We start from the raw sequence: 23,896 nt of genomic DNA on the forward strand, positions 1-23,896 counted from the left end.
TATATGTATAGCGGAAACTCCGCATCAAAGCCTTGAAATATGACATTGATTAAATCCATTTCCGGCATCCGGGGCACCGTGGGAGGGGCCCAGGCCGGGAACCTGACGCCGCCCGACGTGGTGAAGTTCACCACGGCTTACGCCCGTCTCGCCGCCCGCCGCAACCCGGGCAAAAAACTTACCATAGTCGTCGGCCGCGACGCACGGATTTCGGGCGGGATGGTCGCCGACCTGGTCGAAGGTACCCTGCTGGCGTGCGGTGCGGATGTGATAAACGTCGGCCTGTGCACCACGCCAGGGGTCGAGATGGCCGTCATCACGCACAAGGCCGACGGCGGCATCATCATCACCGCTTCGCACAACCCCCGCCAGTGGAACGCCCTGAAGCTGCTCAACGCCGACGGGGAATTCCTCAGCGACGCCGAGGGGAAACAGGTGCTTGCGATGGCGGAAGAGGAGGATTACGAATACCCCACCGTCGACGGCATCGGGCGCGTCCTTTCGCGCGAGCCGTTCAACGAACGGCACATCGCGCAGGTACTGGCACTCCCGCTGGTCGACGCCCAAGCCATCCGTGCGCGCCGCTACAAGGTCGTCGTGGACGCCGTGAATTCGGTGGGCGGCATCGTGATGCCCGAATTGCTGCGGCGGCTGGGGTGCGAGGTCGTGGAGCTGAACTGCGACCCCACGGGCGAATTCGCCCACAACCCCGAGCCGCTGCCGGAGAACCTGACCGAAATAGCCGGGGTGATCCGCCGCGAGAAGGCCGACCTGGGGATCGTCGTGGATCCCGATGTCGACCGGCTGGCACTGGTCAGCGAGGACGGCTCGATGTTCGTCGAGGAGTACACGCTGGTGGCTGTGGCCGACTACATTCTCACGAAGCACCCGGGCGGGAACACCGTTTCCAACCTGAGCTCGTCGCGGGCGCTGCGCGACGTGACGGAGCGGCACGGCGGCAAATATTATGCTTCGGCCGTCGGCGAGGTGAACGTCGTGGCCAGGATGAAGGAGGTAGGCGCCGTGATCGGCGGAGAAGGCAACGGAGGCGTGATCTACCCGGGGCTGCACTACGGGCGCGATGCGCTGGTCGGGACGGCACTCTTTTTGACATGGCTCGCACAGACGGGGATGACCATGACGCAGTTGCGTGCGACCTATCCGGCATACTATGCGTCGAAGAATAAAATCGAGCTGACACCGGCGATCGACGTGGATAAAGTACTACGTGAGATAAAGGAACGTTATGCCGATGAGAACGTGAACGATACGGACGGCGTGAAAATCGACTTCCCGGAGAACTGGGTGCACCTGCGCAAGTCGAATACCGAACCCATTATCCGGGTCTATACCGAGGCGAAGTCGATGGCCGAGGCCGAGGCGCTGGCACAGCGGTTCATCGGGGAAATCAGGGAAATATGCAATATTTAAACATTTACACGAAACGACTATGAAGAATAAAGTCATGATCCTCGCGGCTGCGATAACGCTTGTCGCCTGCGGGGGCAATCAGCAAAAGAAGACCGTAACGGAAGAGGTCAAAGCGGATGCCGTGAAGGTTGACATGCACGATGCGGAGAGCTCGCTCGACTATCAGGGGACATACACCGGGGTTTTCCCGGCGGCGGACTGCCCGGGGATCGACATGCGCCTCACGCTGAAGAAGGACGGCACGTACAGCCTGCACATGAAATACCTGGAACGCGACTCGGAATTCGACGAGAAGGGCACCTACAAGGTGAAGGGGAACCTGCTGACGCTGACCCCGATGGACGGGCAGCCGGAGTACTACAAAGTGGAGGAGAATCAGGTGCGCAAGCTCGACGCCGACAAACAACCCGTCACGGGGGCGCTGGCCGAAAATTACGTATTGAAGAAAACCGAATAAAACCCTTGCCGGATGGATAAAGTAAAAAGTTATATAGAAGCTAATAAAGAACGTTTTATCAGTGAGTTGTTCGACTTGCTCCGCATTCCTTCGATCAGCGCCCAGAGCGAGCATAAGCCCGACATGACGCGGTGCGCCGAATGGCTGGCCGCGGCGCTCGCAAAGGCGGGCGCCGACCGCACCGAGGTCTTCCCGACGGAGGGCAACCCGGTCGTTTACGCCGAGAAGATTGTCGATCCCAAGGCCAAGACCGTATTGGTTTACGGCCACTACGACGTGATGCCCGTGGATCCGCGCGGGGAGTGGCGCACGGAGCCTTTCGAGCCGGTCATAAAGGACGGCCGTATCTGGGGGCGCGGTGCCGACGACGATAAGGGGCAGCTGTGGATGCACGCCAAGGCATTCGAGGCGATGTGCGCCACGGAGAGCCTGCCCTGCAACGTGAAATTCATGCTCGAAGGCGAGGAGGAGATCGGCTCGCCGAGCCTCTACAAGTTCTGCGAACAGAACAAAAAAATGCTCAAGGCGGATATAATATTGGTGTCGGACACCTCGATGATCTCGATGCAGACCCCGTCGATCACCTGCGGCCTGCGCGGGCTGGCCTATATGGAGGTCGAGGTGACGGGCCCCGACAAAGACCTCCACTCGGGGCTGTTCGGCGGCGCCGTGGCCAACCCGGCCAACGTATTGACGCGCCTCGTGGCGCAGCTCGTGGACAAGGACGGCCGCGTGACGATCCCCGGGTTCTACGACGACGTGCGCGAGCTGACGCCCGCCGAGCGCAAGGCGTTCAACAAGGCCCCGTTCAGCCTTGCGGCCTACAAGAAATCGTTGTCGATCGGCGATGTGGAGGGTGAAGCGGGTTACACGACGCTGGAACGCACGGGCGTGCGCCCGTCGCTCGACGTCAACGGCATCTGGGGCGGCTACACCGAGGAGGGAACCAAGACGGTGATCCCGTCGAAGGCCTCGGCCAAGATTTCGATGCGCCTGGTGCCGAACCAGGACTACCGCAAGATCAGCAGGCTGTTCGAAAAATATTTCAGGTCGATAGCGCCCAAGAGCGTGAAGGTCAAAGTGAAATCGCTGCACGGCGGCATGCCCTATGTGGCACCGACCGACATGCCGGCCTACAAGGCCGCGCAGAAGGCCATCGCCGAGACCTTCGGCAAGAAACCCCTGCCCTTCTATTCGGGCGGTTCGATCCCGATCATCAGCGGGTTCGAGTCGATCCTGGGCATCAAGTCGCTGCTCATCGGTTTCGGGCTCGCGGAGGACGCGATCCACTCGCCCAACGAGAGCTACGGGCTGGAGCAGTTCGACCGGGGCGTGGAGACCATCCCGCTGTTCTACAAGTATTTCGCAGCGGAGAAATAGCGCCATGTACGACGAATTCCTGGATTTCATCTTCCCGCTCGCAAAGGGCGCCGGGGAGATCCAACTCGCCTATTTCCGGGGCAACGACCTGGGGATAGAGACCAAATCGAACGCGTACGACGTGGTGACGCGGGCCGACAAGGAGAGCGAAGCCTACATCGTGCAGGCGATCCTCGGCCGCTATCCCGGTCACGGGATACTGGGCGAAGAGGGCGGCGTAATGGGCACGGCGGGGAGCGATTACCGCTGGGTGATCGACCCGCTCGACGGTACGACCAATTACAGCCAGGGGCTGCCGATCTTCTCGGTGTCGATCGCACTCCAGCACAAGGGGGAAACCGTCGTCGGGGTGGTCTATGCACCCTACCTCGGGGAGCTGTTCTGGGCGAGCAGAGAAGGCGGCGCATGGATGAAATGCGGCGACGGCGCGGCGAAGCGCCTCCGGGTCTCCGAAAAACGGACGCTCGCCACGTCGGTGCTCGCCACGGGCTTCCCTTACGACAAGGATGTCAATCCGGACAACAACAGCGACAACGTCGCGCGGATCGTACCCTATGTGCGCGACATACGGCGGCTGGGATCGGCGGCCTATGACCTGAGCTGCATCGCGGCGGGGCTGCTGGACGGCTATTGGGAGCTGGATTTGCACGAATGGGACGTCTGTGCCGCGAACCTGATCGTGCGGGAAGCCGGGGGCGTCGTCTGCGATTTCAGGCGCAACCGCGGCGTATCGCAGGCCGCGGGCAACGAGGCGCTCGTCGGGGAGATGCTCAAATATATCCGATAGGCCGGGCGGCGGGACGCTGAGACGGCAGATAATTGTTACGGGGTGCGGACATGCGGTCTGCATCCCGTTTTTTTGCGGGCGGAGGCATTTGTCCGTTTGCGACAAATGGCGCAAAATTATGCCCAGATGTCCTTTTTTATTTACGGCGGGAATCTGTCTTTAAAATTTTTTCTTATTTTTGGCAGGATAAAAATTTTGAGAACGAATGTGTGGGATTGTAGGATATGTCGGGGGGCGCGAGGCCTGCCCGGTTCTGTTGAAGGGTTTGCACCGGCTCGAATACCGCGGATACGACAGCGCGGGGGTCGCCATGGTCGGCAAGGACGGTGCGCTCAACGTATACAAGTGTAAGGGCAAGGTCTCCGACCTGGAGCATTTCCTCGAGGGCAAGGAACTGGGCGGTAGCATCGGCATCGCGCATACGCGCTGGGCGACGCACGGCGTGCCGAACGACGTGAACGCCCATCCGCACTACTCCGAATCGGAGAACATCGCACTGATACACAACGGCATCATCGAGAATTACCGGGTGCTCAAGGACGCGCTCGAGGAGAACGGCTACACGTTCCGCAGCAGCACCGATTCCGAGGTGCTCGTGAACCTGATCGAGTACATCCGCACCACGGGCGACTGTACGCTGCTCGAAGCCGTGCAGCAGGCCCTGCGGCAGGTCGTGGGCGCCTATGCCATCGCCGTGATCGAGAAGGGCAACCGCGACGAAATCATCGCCGCGCGCCAGAGCAGCCCGATGGCCATTGGCATCGGCGAGGGGGAATTTTTCCTCAGCTCGGACGCCGCTTCGGTCATCGAATACACGCAGGATTTCGTCTATGTGAACGACGGCGAGATTGCCGTCATCAACCGCCATAAGCCCCTCAAGATCGTCACGCTCGACAACCACGAGGGCCGGGTCGATATCAAGAAGCTGCAGATGAGCATCTCGCAGCTGGAAAAGGGCGGTTACCCGCATTTCATGCTCAAGGAGATATACGAGCAGCCCAAGACCATCGTAGACTGTATCCGCGGGCGCATAAGCCCCGACACGTACGAGGTGAAGCTGTCGGGCGTGATCGACAACCGCGGGAAATTCCTCGCGGCCCGCCGCATCGTATTCGTGGCGTGCGGGACATCGTGGCATGCGGCGCTGATCGGCGAGCACCTGATCGAGAATATATGCCGGATCCCCGTGGAGGTGGAGTATGCTTCGGAATTCCGCTACCGCAACCCGATCATCAATGCTGACGACATCGTGATCGCCGTGTCGCAGTCGGGCGAGACGGCCGACACGCTGGCCGCCGTGGAGCTGGCCCGCAAGGCCGGGGCATTCGTCTTCGGCATCTGCAACGTCGTGGGATCGTCCATCGCCCGGGCGACCGACTCGGGGGCATACATCCATGTGGGGCCCGAGATCGGCGTGGCTTCGACCAAGGCCTTCACGGGACAGGTGACCGTCATGGCGATGCTGGCGCTGGCCGTAGGCCGCGAAAAGGGCACCGTGACGGAAGAGTATTACCGCGAAGTGGCGAAGGGACTGCTGGAGCTGCCCGCCGTGCTGGAGGACGTGCTCGGGCTGGGCGACCGGATCGCCGACCTCTCGAAGATATTTACCTATGCGCACAACTTTATCTACCTGGGGCGCGGCTACAACTACCCCACGGCGCTCGAGGGGGCGCTCAAATTGAAGGAGATCTCCTATATCCACGCCGAGGGCTACCCCGCCGCCGAGATGAAACACGGCGCCATCGCGCTTATCGACAACGAGATGCCGACCGTGGCGATCGCAACGCCGGACAACACCTACGAGAAAACGGCCAGCAACATCGAGGAGATCCGCGCCCGGGGCGGCAAGATCATCGCCGTGATCGCCCGCGACGACACGCATGTGCGCCGCAGTGCCGACTATACGATCGAGGTGCCGGTGGTCACCGACTGCCTGATGCCGATCGTCGTGTCGGTGCCGTTGCAGCTGCTGTCATATTACATCGCCGTCAACAAGGGCCGCAACGTCGACCAGCCGCGCAACCTGGCCAAGTCGGTGACGGTGGAATAACCTCCCGGCGCGGCCTGCCGGAAAAGAGCTGTCTGGACGGCTGTGCGAACCGACCCGCCCGAGAGATCCAACCAACGGAAACCCCCGCAGTCAAGGAAGTCTGCGGGGGTTTCTCTACACACAATTATCATTAACCTAAAACTGCGTCAGTCGTCGTAGCCGTTCGGCTTGGCCTTCCATGCGGCGGCGAAGACCGCCGTGCCGACAAGCGCCATGCCGACCAGCGTGTAGAGCGCTACGCTCCAGTCGGTGTACTGCACCAGCATACCCATCCCCCAGCCCGAGACGATCGTACTGCCGTAGCCGAACAGGCCGCAGAAACCGCCTGCCGTGGCGGCGGCGCGCTTGGTGGCGATGTTCGCCGCGGCGATGCCGACGAGTGCCTGCGGGCCGTAGATGAAGAATCCGGCCGACATCAGAATGGCGATGGCAACGGCCAGCGGCGTATGTTCATTGAGGGTATAGAGCCCCACCAGGCAGAGCGCGGTCATCAGCATGCAGATCACGCAGGTGCGGGGCGCGCGGCCGCCGAAGAAACGGTCGGTGGCCCAGCCTGCGGCGAGCATACCCGCGATGCCGGCGATTTCGAATGCCGCGACCGTCCATCCGGCGTGGCTGATGTCCATGTGGAGGTGCTCCTTGAGCATCGTGGGCCCCCAGTCCAGCACGGCGAAGCGCACGATGTAGACGAAGAAATTGCCCACGGCGATGATCCAGATCGTCGGGTTCAGGAAGACCTTGCGGCGCAGGAACGCCTTGTGTTCGGCTTTTTCTTCGGCCTTGGTATGCGGTTTGGCGTCGGCCGGGGCCGCCTTGCCGGTCTTCAGTTCGGGCAGCCCTACCGACGAGGGGGTGTCGCGCACGAAAGCCCAGACGACGGCGGCGCCCAGGATGGCGATCGTCGCCGGGAGCAGGAAACACCAGCGCCAGTGCTGCGAGAGGATCGACGAGGCGTCGAACCATGCGCCCCAGTTCAGGCTGACGACGTAGCCGCAGAAGATGATGGCCAGGCCGGCGCCGATCGAGTGGGAGGTGTTCCAGACCGACATTTTGGTGGCGAGCCGCTCGGGGACGATCCAGTGGGTCATCAGCCGCGTACAGGGCGGGACGCCCATGCCCTGGAACCAGCCGTTGAGTACCCAGAAGATACCCAGCGCCAGCACCGACGAACTGAACCCGAAAAGCAGGTTGCAGATGCCGCAGAAGACGAGCCCCGTCACCAGGAAATAGCGTGCGTTGCTGCGGTCGCCCCAGATGCCGTTGAAGAATTTGGAGAGCCCGTAGATCAGCCCGTGGAGCGTGAGGAACAGGCCGAGGTCGGATTTCGAGATGCCCATCTCCTCGTTGAGATAAGGCATGGCGATGCTCAGGTTCTTGCGCACGAAATAGAAGAGCGCATAGCCGAAGATGCACATCGCCATGGTGCGGAATTCCCAGTATTTGAAACGCTTGACCTGTTGGTCGGTCATGCCGTCGTAGGCCGGATTGAGTTGTTTTGCAGACATTTATTCAGGTTGGTTCGGGTTTTACTTCAGGTTGGTGCGGTGGCTGCGCATCGCAGCTTCCTGCAGGGCGTGGATCGCATCGCGCGTCCACGGCAAGCCGATGAATTCCGACGGGTAGTCGGTCTCGATGATGTCGGGTTCGGCGACCAGCTCGCGCAGGTAGGCCACACGGCGGTCGTAGGGGTTTTTCACCTTGTCGGACGAGCCGGTGATCGAGGTCATCGTCATGACGCCCTCGGCGTGCAGCAGGTCGTAGACCGGTTGCAGGTCGGGGTTCACGGCCAGGCGGATATAGGCCATGATGTATTTCCAGGGGATGGGCGATGCGTCGTAAGCCCTGAAATGTTCCATCGAGCTGATCTCGACGCAGAACATGACGTTGCGGATGCCGTGCTCCCAGTAGTAGAGCGCCTCTTCGATGGTGCGGACGCTCAGCATGATGTTGTGGTACATCGACCAGTCGCCGCCCGGCTGCAACTGCTTGATATAGTAGTCGAGGCTGGCGCGGCGCACCTCGTCGCTCACGCCTCGGGTGTTGATGTACTTGTTGTCGAAATTGAAGACGACCTTGTCCTTGCCCCATTCCAGCAGGTCTTTCAGGCGCGGGATCTTGTAGGGGGTGACGTTGCGGTCGCGGTCTACGAGGCAGAACTGTTGCAGCTCTTCGTAGGTATAGTCGGCCACGCGCCCCTTGCCGGTGGTCGTGCGGTCGATCGTCAGGTCGTGCATCAGTACCATGACGCTGTCGCGGGTGAAGCTGAAGTCGACCTCGAAGAAGGTCGGCATCATCGACAGCGTCTTTTCGCACGATTCGATGCAGTTTTCGGGATAGCCGGGCATCATACCCCCGCGGTGTCCGCTGACGATGATGTCGCGGCCGGGGTCATAGGTGAAATAGGCTTGCAGTTCTTCGATCGACCCGATCCGCACGGCGTGCGGTATCGGGGCCTGGGCGCACGCGGGCAGCACGGCGGCGCAGCATACGGCCAGGAGCAGGAGAAGGGGGCTCGGTCTTTTCATTGTGCTTCGGGGATTTTGGCGATGATACGTTCCACTTCGTCGTAGGCTTGTGCGGCGAGCGGCAGCAGCGGGTCGGTGTCGGGAAGGGAGGCAATGCGGGCCAGGGCGGCCTTGACGCCTTCTTTTATGACCAGACGGCGCATTTCCACGCTCTGCACGTCCTCGGGGTTGTCGTAATGCAGCGCGGCGCCGACGCCCAGCAGCAGGTCTGGCGTGCCGATACCGTAGCGGCGGGCCGTGAGGATGGGCCTGACGAGGCGGTCGCCTGCCGAAAGCTTGCGCAGCGGCTCGCGTCCCACGCGGGTCACGTCGTCGCAGAGGTAGGGGTTGCGGAAGCGCCCGATGATCTTGTCGATATAGGCGAAGTGGGCGTCGCGGTCGAAGCCGTAGAGCGCCACCAGCCCCCGTCCGCTTTCGCGCATGGCGGCTTTCACGATGGTATGAATATGTTCGTCGGAGATGCTCTGGCAGATGGTCATGTAGCCTTTCATCCGTCCCAGGTAAGCCGTGATGGCGTGGCCGGTATTGAGCGTGAAGAGCTTGCGCTCGATATAGGCGATCAGGTTGTCGGCCGGATTCATGCCGGGGATTTCGGGCACGGCGCCCTTGAATGCGGCGCGCTCGACGTTCCACTCGAAGAAGCGTTCGACGACCACGTCGATCGGGTTCTCGCTCTTGACCGGCGGCACGATGCGGTCGACCGAGCAGTCGGGGAAGCCGACGTACTGCTCGCACCAGTCACGCTGGGCCTCGTCGAGGTGCTTGAGGACAGCCTCCCGGAGCTGCGTGGTGGCGCGGACGCCGTTTTCACAGGCGATGACATTGAGCGGCTCGGTGACGCCTGCATCCCTGCGTGCGGCGATACCCGCCGCGATGGCCCCGGCGATGCGGGGCAGCACGGTCAGCCCCACCGCCGTGGTGACGAGTTCCGCCCCGGCGATCTGGGCGGCAAGTTCCGGGCTCCGGGAGTCCATTGCCGAAATGTCGGTAATGCGCATCTGCTCGCAGACCGTGTCCATGATCTGAACCGTATAGGCCCTGTCCGAGTTGATCCTCGCGACGACCTGTTCGTTCACATCGGCGAATACCACATGGTAGCCCGCCTGTTCCAGCACGGCGCCGATAAATCCGCGGCCGATGTTCCCGGCTCCGAATTGAATAGCTTTCTTCATTGCATTCGTGGTTTAAATATAGCTTCTGTAACAAAATACCGTATCGGTTGCCGCGGCCCGTCGCAGCGCTGAGCCCCGGCGGCGTATGCCCTGCGCCCTATTCCCAGAATATGCGGGTGTAATACCTGCCCTTGCCGAGGATGCAGTTCGTGAATTCGACCTCCTCGCCCTGTGTGATGTCGATGCGCAGCACCTGCCCCGCATAGACGGGCATGGGATAGTCGTAGGAGGCCGGACGGACGGCGAAACGCAGGTCGGACTTGTTGGCGATCTCGAACGTGCGTTTGGTCTTGTTGACCTGGCGGATCTCGCGGATTTCGAGCGCAGCGTCTATCATCTGGCCGATGTACTCCCCGCGCCCCATCAGGTTGCCGTCGAAGCAGGCCAGGGCCCGCCCGGCGAGGAGTGCTTCGTGGATCGCCCCGGCCGTGCGGGCGGTGGCGAAGACCAGGGTCATCGGACGGCTGCCGCGCACGGGATAGATGCTCCCGCTCATATAATGTATGTCGCTGTTGGCGAACGGCACGAGGCCGTACTGAACCGCGTAGTCGAATGCGCGGGGATAGGATTCGGTCTTGTTGAACACCTCGACGCCGCGGAGTTTGCCCTGGGCGATCAGGTGTTCGTGGACGGGATAGATGTCGCTTTTTCGGTCGGGGTAGCCGGGATGGTTCCACAGCAGGAAGGCGCCCTGGCGGCAGGCCTCCTCGACGGCCTGCATCTCGTCCTCGACGTCGAGTTTGTCGGCATCCCGGATAAAGAGCGTGCAGATGTGCCCCAACGGCTTCTTGCGGGTGATTTCCGCACCGGGGATCACGATCATCCCGATCATGTCGCCGCGTGCCTTGGCCAGTTCGTAGGGTTTATTGAGGCCGCAACGGATGATGTCGGCGTTCTTGTGCACCTCGATGTGGTCGGTCATGGCGATCGCGTCCAGTCCGTCGTTCCACGCTTCGTTGACCCGGCCGACGGGCCACACCTGTCCGTCGGAGATGTCGGAATGGACGTGGAAATCGCATTTGAGCGTGATATAGCCGCCGATGTCGGGTATGCGGAGGTATTGGCGGTAGTTCTGGCGGCTGACGGCCTCATGGACGTGGACATCGTCGTTATGCAGTTGTGCGGCGGCGGTCAGGGCACAGAAAAGGGCAAAAAATGCGAGGGTAAGGTTTTTTCTCATCGGTCGTGTAGTTTGGTCGTGTCATATTAAATACAACCGATCGCGGGAAACCACCTAACCGGATTACAAAAAAATTAAAAAAGGCACCGGACATTGTTTCGTTCGGCGAGAATGTTTATTTTTGTACCGAATCTGATTATCCGATGGAGAAAATCTCGCTTATATCACGGGTTCGCGCGGGCGACCGCAAGGCGTTCGACGAACTGTGCCGGAAATATTATGCCATGCTGGTTTCCTACGCCCGCCTGTTCCTGAAAGACGACTGGGCCGAGGACGTGGTGCAGGACGTGTTCTACAACGTATGGCAGCGGCGGGAGACGCTCGACGATTCGAACTCGCTGTACAAGTACCTGCTGCGTTCGGTCTACAACCGCTCGCTCAACTACCTGGACAAGAACAGGCGCGCCGGTGAATACGGCGCCTACTACCGGGAGCGCATCGCCGCGCTGGGCAGCTCGTACTATGCACCCGACAACAGCCCCGTCGTGCAGAAACTCTACAACGACGACCTGCGCGCCAGCCTCGATGCGGCCATCGAGTCGCTGCCGCCCAAATGCCGCGAAGTGTTCCGTCTGAGCTACATCGAAGACCTTTCGAACCGCGAGATCGGAGAGCAACTGGGCATTTCGCCGCGCACGGTGGAAAACCACATGTATGCGGCGCTCAAGCAACTGCGCCGGAAACTCTCCAAGGAACAACTGTTGCTGCTGCTTTCGCTGCTCTTCATGCGGGGCGTATAGGCCGGAGCGGCACAGACCCCAAGGCGTCGGGATACATAGTATCCCGGCGCTTTTTCGTTTGATCCCGCTCCCGATTTTTTCAATTTCCGGTAAGTGGTTTGGGCGGGTCGGCTGTATGTATCTATGAACACCGCCTAAACTACACGACCGATGGAAACGACATTCCCGAAGGCGCATTCAGCCGCCCACCGCACCCGCATTCGCAGAGGTGTCATAAATTTGATATATAAACATATCGTATGATTTACCTGCACGATGGCTTTAAGTGTGTTTTTCCGCCGTCAGAGCCGGTACGCGACAGCCGGACGAAAGGTTTGCCCGCGTCGGGCAAACCCTGCAACCCGTATTTCCACCAACCAAATATTTCTTAACCAACAAAACAAAACCATGCGAAAAATTTTTCTTTTCACAGCAGCAATGCTGGCGATCGCAGGCTGTTCGGAGGACAACACGCATCCGAAGGTATCCCCCGTGGACGAACCTTCGGCGGATGCCGTGACGATCCTTGCGACGATCGATGCGATCCCGTCCGCTACCGGGGACGAAGAGGCGTATGCTCCCCTATGGCAGGAAGGCGACCAGATCATCGTCGGCTACAAGGGGATGTCTTATGTGTACGAAACCTACGACGCCGGCAACGGTGTCGAGTTCCATCCGGTGGCCCTCTCGCTGCCCGCGGACGCACGCGGCGAAGTGACGGCCTATTTCAAGGCCGTCGACGGCGTATTTGCGGTCGGTGCCGACCAAACGGGCGCTACCCTGCCGATGTATGCCTATGCGGCCGATGCCGCACCCGCCCAGGGCAGCCTCGGCCTGTACTTCAAGCCGCTGGCTTCGGTGCTGTCGCTCACGATCGGCGAGGAGGCTTCGAAGACCATTTCGAAAATCACGCTCGAACCGGTCGACCCCGACGGTGTGGAGGGGCACCTGGCCGTATCGGAGGCCGTGGTCGATCCCCGGACGGGTGCGGTGACCGTCGGCGAGGATGCCGCGGTGTCGGACATCCTTACGATGGAGATCGGCGAAATGTCGCTGGTGCAGGCCCAGACGGTGAATTTCCTGATCGCCAGCGGTACGAAGGTGGACGGCGGGCTGAAGGCGACGATCTCCTGTACGGACGGGAGCGTCTTCGTCAAAAACCTGTTCGAAGGGCAGGAAGTGGCCTTTGCGGGGAACTGCGTCGGAGCCGCGACCGAGCTTTTCTTCCGGCTGAGGATCGCCACCTATGAAGACATGGTGAACTTCGCGCAGGAGTGCGCCGACGACAACGGCGGTGCCATCGTCGACCTCCAGGCCGACATCGACATGCGGAATGTCCCGTGGACGCCGATCGAGAATTTCACGGGGACGTTCAACGGCAACGGCCACCGTATCTACAATATCAACGTATCGGCCGACGGGCGTTATGCCGGGTTCTTCGCCTATGCCAAGGGGGCGATCTCGGATGTGGTTTTCGGGTCGAAGGACGGCACGTCCTATGACGGGACGAGCCGCATCGAGCTCAAATACAGCGCCGACACCGATACGTGGTGTTATGCGGGCATCGTCGCACAATCGAACAATACGCTCACCGGCGTGACCAGCTTCGTACCCGTGACCGTCACGGCGGATTCCCGATGCAAGTCGCGCACGGGCGGCATCGTCGGCAGCCTGTATAACGGGAAGATGAGCGGCTGCAGGAACTACGGCGCGGTGAGCAACGTGGCGACGGCGGGCGTGGCGAGCTATGTGGCCGGTATCGCGGGCATCGTCGACGGCTCGGGCGACGCGGCCGGGGCGATCACGCTGGACGGATGCCACAACCACGGCCCGGTGATGACTTCGCTCGGGCTGGGCAACGCCGTGGCGGGAATTACGGCCTCGGTGATGAAGACCGCGGTCAATACGACCATCAGCAACTGCACCAATGCGGGCGAGATCCGGTTCGACAACGCGGGCGCGTCGGCAGCCCACCGCATCGGCGGCATCGTCGCCTATATCGTGGACAGCTGCCCGACGCTGGTGATCGACAACTGCACCAACAAAGGCACCGTCGTCTCGAACATGAACGGCAACTGCTTCATCGGCGGGATCGCGGGCGTGAACTATGCGGCGGCGATCCGGGATTGCACGAACGAAGCCGAGGTGAAATTCGTGCAGGCCAATGCCGCAGGCGCAGGTTACCTCTGCATCGGCGGCATCGCGGGGCAGACGTACAGCGGGGCGAAGGTCACGGGCTGTGCCAACAGGGCGGCCGTCAGCTCCGACAAACTGCAGGTGACCCGCATCGGCGGTATCGTCGGTACGCACAACGCCAGCACGATAGACGACTGCTCGAACAGCGGCGACATCACCCTGGCCTATACGGCGACGGCCAACAACTGGGAGGCCGCAGGCGGCATCGTGGGTTTCTACGACGGCACGGACGGCACGGCGGTGACCAACGGCTGCACGAACAGCGGCAAGGTCTGGGCGACGGTAAATTCCAGCAACGCCAATATCGGCGCCGGAGGTATCGCGGGCATCATCAAGTCGGGCAATGCGACCAACAACACCAACGACGGTGCGGTCTGGATGCACAATGCCCAGGCGGGCAAGAGCTCCTATGCGGGCGGCATCGTCGGCTACGACTACAATACCAAGGACAAGTCGGCCGTCACGGGCAATGTCAACAACGGTGCGGTACAGGCCACCGTCGAGGGCACTTCGGCGCTGCTGGCGGCCGGGGGCATCATCGGGCGCAACGACGTGGGCGCCGTGTCCGGATGCAGGAATTTCGGCGCGGTGGCATGTGCGCTGCATGCGGGGGCGCTCGTGGGCTGGAACAAGAAAAGCGTGGAGGACAGCGCCGCAGGCGGTTCGGTGAACGGCACGGCACTCACCGGGACGAACTATGCGGAACTGGCGGTCGGCTTCCAGGACGGGGGCTCGTCGTCGGGCATCACCTTCGGGGAGAAATAGCCCGGCAAATCATTAATTACTTAACTGAAAGAAACCTATTATGAAAAGAGTCCTTACGACACTTTTGAAAAGTGTATGTATAATTGCTCTGGTGTTGTGCGGGATGGACGCGCAGGCGCAGGGCAACCTCGTAACGGGTGCGGTCAGGGATGCGAAGGGCGAACCGGTGATCGGCGCCACCGTCATCGTGAAGGGAACCGCAACCGGCGCGACATCCGGGGCCGACGGCCGCTATTCGATCCAGGCGGGCCCCGATGCGACGCTCGAATTCAGCTTCATAGGCTACAAGAAACAGGAGGTGCCCGTAGGTGCCCGCTCGGCGATCGACGTTGTGCTCGAAGAGGATGCGCTGATGGTGGACGACGTGGTGGTGATCGGCTACGGCACGCAGTCGCGCCGCACGATCACGGCCGCAGTTTCGAAGGTGGACGGCGAGAAACTCGCCGGCGCCCCGGTCAACTCCATCGGCGATGCCCTGAAGGGACGTGTCGGCGGCGTGCGCGTATCGTCGGCCGACAACCAGCCGGGTTCCGACCCCGTGTTCCTGATCCGCGGCGGTTCGTCGATCAACCAGTCGAACGCCCCGATCATCATCATCGACGGCGTGAACCGTGAAATGACCGGCCTGAACCCCAACGATATCGAGTCGATCGAGGTGCTGAAGGACGCCGCTTCGGCGGGTATCTACGGCGCCCGCGCCTCGAACGGTGTAATCCTCATCACGACCAAGAAGGGCAGCATGGCACGGGGCCCGCAGGTGACATTCGAGGCGCAGGCCGCATGGACTTCGCCTGCCGTGCGGTTCGACCTGATGAACGGCGGCGACTACCTGCGCACGATGCGCACGATGCTGAACGAATACCCTTCGACCTACGCCTACGGCTCGGGCATCCTGACGGGCGCCAACTCCGCCGGCATCGGCAACGGCGACAATTCGGTGTGGACGCCCAAATTCGTGGATACGCCGGCCGATGTCCCCGCAGGCTGGAAGGTGATGGTCGACCCCATCGACCACTCGAAACTGATCGCCTACCAGGACAACGACCAGCAGAAGCAATGGTTCGACGACTCGTACTGGATGAACTACTACGTCGGCGTGAACGGCGGCAACGACAAGGTGCAGTATGCCGCGTCGGCCGGCTACACGAAGGACGGCGGCATCGGCATCAACACCGATTTCTCGCGTTTCACCTTCCACGGCAACACCTCGTTCAAGATACTCAGGAACCTGAAGGCGACGACCGTGTTCGACTACTCGGAAACGAAGGGCAACACGCTCCCCTCGTCGGGTATCGCCACCTACTGGACGACCGTGGGCCGCGGCATGTTCATGCCTGCCACGCACCGCGACTACCTGGACGACGGCACGCCCGCCCAGGGAACCAACAATACGACCATCTCGGCCGCATGGTTCGACCGTTACTATACGAGCAACTACACGGCACGCCGCATGACGGCCAATTTCAACCTCGAATGGGAAATCGTCGACGGGCTGCGCGCCGTGATGCAGGTTGCCAACCACAACTATTACAGGATCGACAACCAGCGCCTGGCGGGCAACGCAATCTCCAACCAGCGCCGCACCTACGAGAAGTGGGGGCAAACCAACCGCTTCAGCACGCAGGGCTACCTGAACTACCGCAAGACCTTCGCGCAGGATCATACGATCGAGGGCACGGTCGGGTTCGACTACATGAAAAACACGGTCAACGGCCTTTCGCTGACGGTCACGGGCGCCGATTCGGACAAGGTGCCGACGCTGGCCGCAGGGACGGACGCCACGGGCTGGGCGGACACCAACACCAACGAGGCGCTCTCCTCCTATTTCGGGCGCCTGAACTACGACTACAGGAAGAAGTACCTCTTCATGTTCACGTTTCGCGCCGACGGCTCGTCGAAATTCGCCGAAGGAAACCGCTGGGGATATTTCCCTGCGGCGTCGGCCGGCTGGGTGGTCTCGGAGGAGAAATTCTGGAACGTGCGCAATTTCAACAGCTTCAAGATACGCGCCTCGTACGGCCTGACGGGTAACAACTACATCGGCCTTTACGATGCCTACGGAGGGTTCGGCGCAACGTCGATCTACAACGGTGCGAGCGCCATCCTGCCCACGGCGCTGCCCAACATGAGGCTCAAATGGGAGACCACCCACCAGCTGGACATCGGCGTCGACATGGGATTCTTCAACGACCGCATCCGCCTGATGGCCGACTATTACAACAAGAAGACCACCGACCTGCTCTTCAGCGTCACGCTGCCCGATACGTCGGGTTACGGCTCGGCCCGGCAGAACGTCGGTTCGGTACGCTTCTACGGCGCCGAGGTGGAACTCTCAACGGTGAACATCCAGAGCAAGAACTTCACCTGGACGACCGACTTCACCTACTCGTTCAACATGAACAAGGTGTTGTCGCTCCCCGACGAGTACAGGTACAAGGACGTCGACGGCAAGGATGCATGGCGTATCGGCGGGTACACGATGTCGGAGACGGGATTCCGTTTCGGCGGCACGGCCGTCGGCGAACGCATGGGGCGCATCTACGGCTACAAGACCGCCTACATCATCGAAACCGAGGCGCAGGCCGACGCGGCGCTGTACGACGTCAATTCGCACGGCATCCGCCGTTCGGACGGCCGTTCGATCGCCGGCCGCAAGGACATCGGCGACTACGAATGGCTCAACCGCGCCGGGTCGGCGCGTACGGCGGACGGCAGCGAGCAGATCAACGACGAGGACATGTTCCTGCTGGGGTACGTGACGCCCCATTCCACCGGCGGTATGAACAATACCTTCAAGTACAGGAATCTCTCGCTGTCGGTCTACGTCGACTATGCGCTGGGACACTCGGTCTACAACTACATGTATACGCGCGGCCTGCAAACCTCGATGGGCAACTGCAACTGGAACCTCATCTACGATGCGAACGACTGCTGGCAGAAGCCGGGCGACAACACCAAGCTGGCGCGCCTGTCGGCCAACGACGCCGACGGCGGCAACAAGAACTATTCGCGCATCTCGGACATCAACGTGCAGAAGGGCGATTACCTCTGCCTGCGCGACGTGACGCTGTCGTACAGCTTCCCCAAGCGGTGGATCGGCAAGCTCGGGCTGGGCAACCTGACGGTCTCGGTATCGGGCAACACGCTGGTATACTGGACGAAGGTCAAGGGCGTGTCGCCCGAGTCGGCGGTGGCCTCCTCGGGATCGAGCACGGGCATGTACAGCGCGGTGAACACCAGCTCGGCCGATTATAACATTTACCCGCCCACGCGCAAGGTGATGTTCAGCCTGAAGGCCACGTTCTGAACGGGATGATTCTCAACAACTAAATCGAATATACGAATATGAAATTCCATAAGCTATATATTGCAGCGATAGGCGCCGCCTCGATGGCGATGGCGGGGTGCGAGCTCGATATCGTCAACTCCGACCAGCTCAACACGACGAACATGTGGGTGGACGAAAGCGATGTCACGGGCGCGACGACGGGTATCTATTTCGAATTGCGCAACGCCTTCCGGCAGAATTACACGAACCAGTTCTTCTGGGGCGAACTGCGCGTCGGGCCCGCCATGTGGGATCGCGGTACGAACCGTTCGCTGATGGACTCGGACATGCTGGAAGTACTGCACAGCCTGCTCAACGGAGGCACGTCGTCGGTAAGCTGGACGAACCTCTACACCTGTATCAACCAGTGCAACTCGGTGATAAAGTACGCGCCGTCGGTCGAAATGTCTGACGAGACGCGCAGCTACTGCCTCGGGAACGCCTATTTCGTCCGGGCATACGTCTACTACTGGATCGCCCGCGTATGGGGCGACGCGCCCGTCATCCTGACGCCCACCGAGAGCACCGGGCGGGAGATCTATCCTTCGCGTTCGCCCCGGGCCGAGGTCTACGCCCAGGTGGCGCAGGACATCGAAAGCGCGCTCACGCACATCACATCCAACGCCAAGGGCTGCTATTATGCCACGGTGGACAACATCAACATGCTGAAGGCCGACTTCGCGCTGTGGATGTACGCCGCACAGAAAGGCGGCGATTCCTACCTGACAATGGCCGGGGAGGCGCTCGACGCCGTTACGCGCACGCCGCTGCTCGGCAAGTTCGCCGACGTGTTCGACGTGAAGAACAAGGCCAACAAGGAGATCGCCTTCGCGCTGCATGTCGATGCGACGAACGAGGTGCATTCGGCCAGCTACATCCAGCGCTTCATCTGGGGCTCGACGCAGGTCAAGGCCTCGTACCGCAACGTCGAGGGCGGCGTTCCGGTATCGAGCAACCAGTGGTTCTGCTATGCGGACGAATTCATCGGCGAGCTGAAGCGGAACAAGGAACAGAACAACGACCAGCGCAGCGACGTGACCTATATGGAGCGCACGGGCGTGAGCGACATGTACGAAAAGGTCGGATGGCCCAACAAGTTCACGGGCGACTGGTCTTCGGGAACGCTGCTCTACGACGACGACCTGATCCTCTACCGGTATGCGCAGTACTATATGTTCCGTGCCGAGCTGTACTATTACAGGAAACAGTACAAGGAGGCGCTCGGGGAGCTGAACGTGGTCGCCCAGCGCGCCTACGGGAAGGCCGACTTCTACACCTCGGCCACGCAGCAGGACGTGCTCGAAGCGCTGGCTGCGGAGAACCGCTGGGAATTCGCCGAGGAGGGCAACCTGTGGTTCACCTACATCCGCCTGGGTTACATCGACACCTACTGCCCGCTCAAATACTGGCCCAATACGGGTGTCGAGGGCGGCGTGGGCGGTTCGACGAACCCCAACATCTACCTCTTCCCGATCTCGACCTCGGCGATCAACAAGAACAGCAACCTCAGGCAGACCGAAGGCTGGTCTTAATCCATTTACCCAACAGAAAACTATTCAGCTATGAGAAAATTCATATCCGGCCTGCTCGCCATCGCCGCCGCGGCATTCACAGGCTGTTACGAGTCGGGCACCGATGCGGACAACACGAGCCGGGAGGCGCGCATTTCGATTTCGCCCGCCGCGATCGGGTTCGATGCCGACGGGCGGACGACGGACGGACTGGCGTTCGGCACATACATCGTGACGGTGAACCCCTACGGCAAAATGTATAGCGACTGGTATGCCGAACTGGTCGGCACCGACTGGGCCACGCTCGACTACCATACGGCCTCGCCCGACGGCGCGGTCGAAAAGGCGCTGCGGATCACCTGCTCCGCGAACACGGACTACAAGCGCACGGGAACGCTGCGCGTAACGCTCTCCAAGACGGGCGAAAGCGTCGATTTTCCGATCATGCAGGTCGGGCTCAAACCCGATGCCACGCTCACCCTCTCGACGGAATCGGTCATCGAAATGATGGCCATGGAGCCTGCCGAGGTGACTGTGACCTTCGAGACCAACATGCCCGCCTCGACCGTCACGGCCAAGCTGGAAGAGGGCGTGGAGTGGCTCACTTGCACGCTCGACAGGGAGGCCGGGACGATCGTCCTCGCGGCTTCGGACAACACCTCACCCACCGACATGCGGGAGGCGACGGTGACCGTGAGCGCCGGGACGGAGGATACGAGCCTCGCCACAAGGCAGATCAAGGTGCGGCAGCTGGCCAACGAAACCTACCTGTTTATTTACGGGTCGGGCGTACCCCACTTTGCGGCCTTCGGCGATGCCGCACAGATGAACAAGAACGACCTGGTGTTCGGCCTCGACCACTATTTCCGCAGCGGCAAGGTGATCCTCTCGACTTCGCGTACGCCGGACGCCTATCCGCGCTATGCGCTGACCGCCGACGGCAAGCTCGCCGTACTGGCCGACGCGGCAGCCGAGGCCGCGGCGCCCGAGCTCGCGTTCGGCATTGCGGGGATGAACGCTCTGCGCGTGACGATCGCGCTCGACGACGACAACAACGTGGTGGCAGCCGACTCGAAGGCCGAGTTCACGCGCATCTCGACCGTGAACAGCATGCCCGAATCGGAACTGGTCGGCTACCCCACCAAGGAATACGTCACGCGCAACGGAAAGACCAAGACGTGGATGACGACCGGCCTGCACTGGAACGGCGGCGCGGCGATGGGCACCTACAAGCTGGGCAGCGGTCTGGTCGGGGGCTCGAAGACGGGCGGTTACGACGAAGCGGAGTATTCGATGCGCAACCCGGCCTATGACACCGAGGAGAACGGCGGAACGCTCAAGGAGCTGATGATGCCCGACGGCGTGACGACGCGCGCTTCGGTCTACGGACGCCTTTACAGTTCGTACGAAACGCTGACGGGCGACCCGGCCGGCGCGCTGAGCGCGGCCCTGCTGATGCCTTTCCCGCTGGGAGGCGCCGGGACGGTGGTCGTGGATGCCGTGGGCAACAGCATCACGCTGGAACCGATCCTCAAGGCCGACCTGAAAGACTACGCGGCCTCCGACGGCGGCAATGCGCAGGCCGAGGCCGACCACCCGTCGCTCTCGATGCAGGTGCAGGGCATCTGTCCCTACGGCTGGCATATCGCCAACATGTCCGACTGGAAAGACCTGATCTACGCGGTGGCGGAGTCGTCGAAGAGCTATTCGGACTACCCCGTGGCGGCTGCGACGGCATCGTACGGCGCCATGACCTCGGGCAATGCGGCCAATGTGGCGGCGCACCTGCGCTGCAAGGAGTGGCAGGACGCCGAGTTCAACCCCGCGACCGTCATTTCGAACGGTGCCGAGGCCTTCGCTTTCAACCTCTACCCGCAGGGGTGGCGCCTCTACAAGAGCGGCTATGACTACTGCGCCAACTCGGGCAACGTGCGCTTCTACTGCCTGATTCCGATGATGGGACAGACCACGGCCTCGAAGATGGCCCTGTGGCGCGCCTACTGTACGACCTCGGCCGATATGGTATTCGACGACGGGTTCGACGTGGGCAACGGTTCGGGAGCCGCGGTGCGCTGTGTGAAAAATTACGAGAATTTCTGAATCCGGAGCGGGCCGGACGGGAGAACGTCCCTGTCCGGCCCGGGCTCCGGCCATGGAACGACAACGAATAAAAAAAGAAAAACCTATGAAATACGATAAAATGCTTATGCTCCTCACCCTTGTCGCAGCCGGCCTGGCGGCAGGATGCAGCGACGACGAAGATCCGCTGAAGGACTGGACGGGGCCGTCGAAGCCCGGCACCGAGATCAAAACTCCGGCCGAGGTCGGCAACCGTGTCGTCGCGCACCGCGGCGGTTCGACGGAGGCCGGGACACGGCAGTTCCCCGACAATTCGGTGGCGGCGCTCAACTATGCCATCGGGCTGGGCTGCTACGCGTCGGAGTGCGATATTTACCTTACGAAGGACGACGATGTCGTGGTGGCGCACGCATCGGCGGGGTGTTACATCAATAACCTCAAGCCGTGGGAGCATACGCTCGCCGAACTGCGTGCCGCAGGGACGCTGGACAACGGGGAACAGCTGCCCTCGCTGGCCGACTTCATCGACGTGGTGCTCGAGGCGGGAACCACGCGCCTGTGGCTCGACGTGAAGAACATTACCATCGACGGCAAATCGACCGAAGAGGGGCGCGAGGCTTCGGCCAGGGCGTGTGAGCGGGCGTGCGAGATCATCGAAGAGATGGGCGCGCAGAATTTCTGCGAGTTCATCGTCACGGGCAATGCGACGAAAATCAGTTCGGGCAGCCCCGTCACCATCTGGCAGCGTTCGCTCGCCGCGGCGGGCGCCGTGGGCAGCAATGCCGGGTGGATGAGCTTCCGCAACCCGGCCGATTACATCTCCTACGGCTATCCGTGGGCGAACCTCTCGACCGAAAACCTCTATTTCGAGGGGAAGACCGTGAACAAGAACGGTTATTCGGTGCAGAAATTCCTCGATGCGGGGCTGAAGCTCAGCGTATACAATGCCGACCTGGATGTCGACATGGATTACTACCTGACCTACAAGGACAAGCTCTACGCCATCTGCACGAACTACCCCCGCAAGCTGCTGGGCAAATGGAACTGACCGAACCGTTCCGTATCCTGCCCGGCACCTGTGCCGGAGATACGGCCGGGATGATATCCGGGCTTTGAAGCCCGGATATTTTTATTACCTTTAGCCCTGCGCAGCTTCGTCCTCGACCCGTATTTCCCGGGATTCCAGAAAAAATGCACTTTTTCGAAAAAAAAGTGAAAACAGACTAGGTATTTTTGCGCCTATGGCTGTATAGTATAGGTAACACCCTAAAAGTATACATATTGGAACGCCATACAGATACCCCTACCATAACCGACATGGAGGGACTGCTATACAGATACCTCGTCCGGCGGACGACCGGGGCCGAAGACCGGGAGATATATGCCTGGCTCGAAGCCTCGGAGCAGAACCGCGGCCTGTTCTTCGAAGTCGCGGCCGTATGGAGCGCGCACAGGACACTCGCCTCCCCCGCCACCGGCGAGCGCTGCGATGCCATGCTACGGCGGCTCAACGCGCGTATCGACGCCGACGGCGCCATGCAGCGCCCCGCGCGGTTCGCATGGCGGCGTTGGATGTCCGCAGCGGCTGCGGCAGCCGTGGTCGTGATCGCGGTCGCGGCAGCCTGGCTGGCAGGTCTGCGCTTGCCGGAAGCCGGGCGGTTCCAGTCCTATGCCAACCATACCGGCGACGTGGCCGTCCTGCATCTGGAGGACGGGACGCAGGTGTGGCTGCAAGACGGCACCGAGTTGCGCTATGCCGTAGGCAAGGGAGCCGGGGAGCGGATCGTGCGGCTCGACGGCGAGGCCTATTTCGACGTGTCGCACGATGCGCGGCAGCCCTTCGTCGTGGAGACCCGCGAGCTGGCGATCCGGGTGCTGGGCACGGCCTTCAATGTCCGGGCGCTCGCCGGCGACCCGCTCACGGAGGTGGTGCTCGAACGCGGCGTCGTACGCCTCGAAACCCCCGGCGGCGACAACCTCGTGCGGCTGCATCCCAACCAGCGCGCCGTGTACGACGCCCGGATGGGCGACATGGAGGTGGCCGAAATCAACGCGCCGCTCTATGTGACCAGGCGTTACAACCTGGTCACGATGAAGGGCGCCACGATCACGGAGATCATCGCCGGCATCGAAAAGAGCTACGGCGTACGCATACGCATCATGTCGCCCGACGACGGCAAACGCTACGACATCAACTACCTGCGGAGCAATTCGCTCGAAGAGGTTGTCGACATCGTCGAGTTCATGACCGGAACGCATTGCGAGGTGATCCGCAACGAATGATACGGGGCCTGCGGCCGACCACCGCAGGCCTTT

General features: G+C 61.5%; 16 protein-coding genes. 12 read left to right on the plus strand and 4 right to left on the minus strand.

The window, feature by feature from the left end:
• The first annotated feature begins 39 nt into the window (after positions 1–39).
• The 5 genes from glmM (at position 40) to glmS (ending at position 6,105) form a co-directional block, all read left to right on the plus strand.
• On the plus strand, positions 40–1,431 hold the full coding sequence (gene glmM / locus DW189_RS02790; protein WP_117506792.1) for a phosphoglucosamine mutase: 1,392 nt from the start codon (positions 40–42) through the stop codon (positions 1,429–1,431).
• A 19-nt stretch (positions 1,432–1,450) separates the two neighbouring features.
• The gene (locus DW189_RS02795; RefSeq protein WP_117506793.1) at positions 1,451–1,888 is read left to right on the plus strand and encodes a copper resistance protein NlpE; all 438 of its coding nucleotides are present in this window, start codon (positions 1,451–1,453) and stop codon (positions 1,886–1,888) included.
• Between the two features lie 12 nt (positions 1,889–1,900).
• A complete protein-coding gene (locus DW189_RS02800) occupies positions 1,901–3,268 on the plus strand; it encodes a dipeptidase (protein ID WP_117506794.1) in 1,368 nt (455 codons plus the stop codon).
• A 4-nt stretch (positions 3,269–3,272) separates the two neighbouring features.
• On the plus strand, positions 3,273–4,055 hold the full coding sequence (locus DW189_RS02805; protein WP_117506795.1) for an inositol monophosphatase family protein: 783 nt from the start codon (positions 3,273–3,275) through the stop codon (positions 4,053–4,055).
• A 205-nt stretch (positions 4,056–4,260) separates the two neighbouring features.
• Positions 4,261–6,105, plus strand: a complete 1,845-nt coding sequence (gene glmS, locus DW189_RS02810) for a glutamine--fructose-6-phosphate transaminase (isomerizing) (RefSeq protein WP_117506796.1) — start codon at positions 4,261–4,263, stop codon at positions 6,103–6,105.
• Positions 6,106–6,251: 146 nt separating this feature from the next.
• Here glmS and DW189_RS02815 read toward each other — a convergent pair whose 3' ends face one another.
• The 4 genes from DW189_RS02815 to DW189_RS02830 all read right to left on the minus strand — a co-directional run bounded on the left by DW189_RS02815 (position 6,252) and on the right by DW189_RS02830 (position 10,982).
• Entirely contained in the window at positions 6,252–7,610 is a 1,359-nt protein-coding gene (locus tag DW189_RS02815) for an MFS transporter (RefSeq protein ID WP_117506797.1), read from the minus strand.
• A gap of 21 nt (positions 7,611–7,631) precedes the next feature.
• On the minus strand, positions 7,632–8,630 hold the full coding sequence (locus DW189_RS02820) for a glycerophosphodiester phosphodiesterase family protein (protein ID WP_117506798.1): 999 nt from the start codon (positions 8,628–8,630) through the stop codon (positions 7,632–7,634).
• Positions 8,627–9,802 carry a mannitol-1-phosphate 5-dehydrogenase gene (locus tag DW189_RS02825; protein WP_117506799.1) on the minus strand — a complete coding sequence of 392 codons (1,176 nt, stop codon included), beginning with the start codon at positions 9,800–9,802 and terminating at the stop codon, positions 8,627–8,629. The genes DW189_RS02820 and DW189_RS02825 overlap by 4 nt, the downstream gene beginning before the upstream one ends.
• A 97-nt stretch (positions 9,803–9,899) precedes the next feature.
• Positions 9,900–10,982, minus strand: coding sequence for a PHP domain-containing protein (locus tag DW189_RS02830; protein ID WP_117506800.1), 1,083 nt, complete (start codon positions 10,980–10,982; stop codon positions 9,900–9,902).
• 143 nt (positions 10,983–11,125) lie between these two features.
• Between DW189_RS02830 and DW189_RS02835 the strand changes: the two genes are divergently transcribed.
• The 7 genes from DW189_RS02835 to DW189_RS02865 all read left to right on the plus strand — a co-directional run bounded on the left by DW189_RS02835 (position 11,126) and on the right by DW189_RS02865 (position 23,863).
• Positions 11,126–11,722 (plus strand): RNA polymerase sigma-70 factor, encoded by a 597-nt coding sequence (locus DW189_RS02835; protein WP_018696008.1) that lies wholly within the window; start codon positions 11,126–11,128, stop codon positions 11,720–11,722.
• Positions 11,723–12,109: 387 nt separating this feature from the next.
• Positions 12,110–14,662, plus strand: coding sequence for a GLUG motif-containing protein (locus tag DW189_RS02840; protein ID WP_162508160.1), 2,553 nt, complete (start codon positions 12,110–12,112; stop codon positions 14,660–14,662).
• Positions 14,663–14,702: 40 nt separating this feature from the next.
• Positions 14,703–17,969, plus strand: coding sequence for a SusC/RagA family TonB-linked outer membrane protein (locus tag DW189_RS02845; RefSeq protein ID WP_232045571.1), 3,267 nt, complete (start codon positions 14,703–14,705; stop codon positions 17,967–17,969).
• Positions 17,970–18,007: 38 nt separating this feature from the next.
• Positions 18,008–19,522, plus strand: a complete 1,515-nt coding sequence (locus DW189_RS02850; protein ID WP_022333205.1) for a RagB/SusD family nutrient uptake outer membrane protein — start codon at positions 18,008–18,010, stop codon at positions 19,520–19,522.
• Positions 19,523–19,552: 30 nt separating this feature from the next.
• Positions 19,553–21,601 (plus strand): FISUMP domain-containing protein, encoded by a 2,049-nt coding sequence (locus DW189_RS02855; protein WP_117506803.1) that lies wholly within the window; start codon positions 19,553–19,555, stop codon positions 21,599–21,601.
• Positions 21,602–21,686: 85 nt separating this feature from the next.
• A complete protein-coding gene (locus tag DW189_RS02860; RefSeq protein ID WP_022333203.1) occupies positions 21,687–22,628 on the plus strand; it encodes a glycerophosphodiester phosphodiesterase in 942 nt (313 codons plus the stop codon).
• Between the two features lie 269 nt (positions 22,629–22,897).
• A complete protein-coding gene (locus tag DW189_RS02865; RefSeq protein WP_117506804.1) occupies positions 22,898–23,863 on the plus strand; it encodes a FecR family protein in 966 nt (321 codons plus the stop codon).
• Positions 23,864–23,896: the final 33 nt, after the last annotated feature.

This window comes from Alistipes sp. AM16-43 (assembly GCF_003435745.1).
Taxonomy (GTDB): domain Bacteria; phylum Bacteroidota; class Bacteroidia; order Bacteroidales; family Rikenellaceae; genus Alistipes; species Alistipes onderdonkii.

What these genes read in the sequence shown, in the direction of transcription:
- glmM (WP_117506792.1), top strand. Translation starts at nt 40, where the DNA reads ATGACATTGATTAAATCCATTTCCGGCATCCGGGGCACCGTGGGAGGG.
- DW189_RS02795 (WP_117506793.1), top strand. Translation starts at nt 1,451, where the DNA reads ATGAAGAATAAAGTCATGATCCTCGCGGCTGCGATAACGCTTGTCGCC.
- DW189_RS02800 (WP_117506794.1), top strand. Translation starts at nt 1,901, where the DNA reads ATGGATAAAGTAAAAAGTTATATAGAAGCTAATAAAGAACGTTTTATC.
- DW189_RS02805 (WP_117506795.1), top strand. Translation starts at nt 3,273, where the DNA reads ATGTACGACGAATTCCTGGATTTCATCTTCCCGCTCGCAAAGGGCGCC.
- glmS (WP_117506796.1), top strand. Translation starts at nt 4,261, where the DNA reads ATGTGTGGGATTGTAGGATATGTCGGGGGGCGCGAGGCCTGCCCGGTT.
- DW189_RS02815 (WP_117506797.1), bottom strand. Translation starts at nt 7,610, where the DNA reads ATGTCTGCAAAACAACTCAATCCGGCCTACGACGGCATGACCGACCAA.
- DW189_RS02820 (WP_117506798.1), bottom strand. Translation starts at nt 8,630, where the DNA reads ATGAAAAGACCGAGCCCCCTTCTCCTGCTCCTGGCCGTATGCTGCGCC.
- DW189_RS02825 (WP_117506799.1), bottom strand. Translation starts at nt 9,802, where the DNA reads ATGAAGAAAGCTATTCAATTCGGAGCCGGGAACATCGGCCGCGGATTT.
- DW189_RS02830 (WP_117506800.1), bottom strand. Translation starts at nt 10,982, where the DNA reads ATGAGAAAAAACCTTACCCTCGCATTTTTTGCCCTTTTCTGTGCCCTG.
- DW189_RS02835 (WP_018696008.1), top strand. Translation starts at nt 11,126, where the DNA reads ATGGAGAAAATCTCGCTTATATCACGGGTTCGCGCGGGCGACCGCAAG.
- DW189_RS02840 (WP_162508160.1), top strand. Translation starts at nt 12,110, where the DNA reads ATGCGAAAAATTTTTCTTTTCACAGCAGCAATGCTGGCGATCGCAGGC.
- DW189_RS02845 (WP_232045571.1), top strand. Translation starts at nt 14,703, where the DNA reads ATGAAAAGAGTCCTTACGACACTTTTGAAAAGTGTATGTATAATTGCT.
- DW189_RS02850 (WP_022333205.1), top strand. Translation starts at nt 18,008, where the DNA reads ATGAAATTCCATAAGCTATATATTGCAGCGATAGGCGCCGCCTCGATG.
- DW189_RS02855 (WP_117506803.1), top strand. Translation starts at nt 19,553, where the DNA reads ATGAGAAAATTCATATCCGGCCTGCTCGCCATCGCCGCCGCGGCATTC.
- DW189_RS02860 (WP_022333203.1), top strand. Translation starts at nt 21,687, where the DNA reads ATGAAATACGATAAAATGCTTATGCTCCTCACCCTTGTCGCAGCCGGC.
- DW189_RS02865 (WP_117506804.1), top strand. Translation starts at nt 22,898, where the DNA reads ATGGAGGGACTGCTATACAGATACCTCGTCCGGCGGACGACCGGGGCC.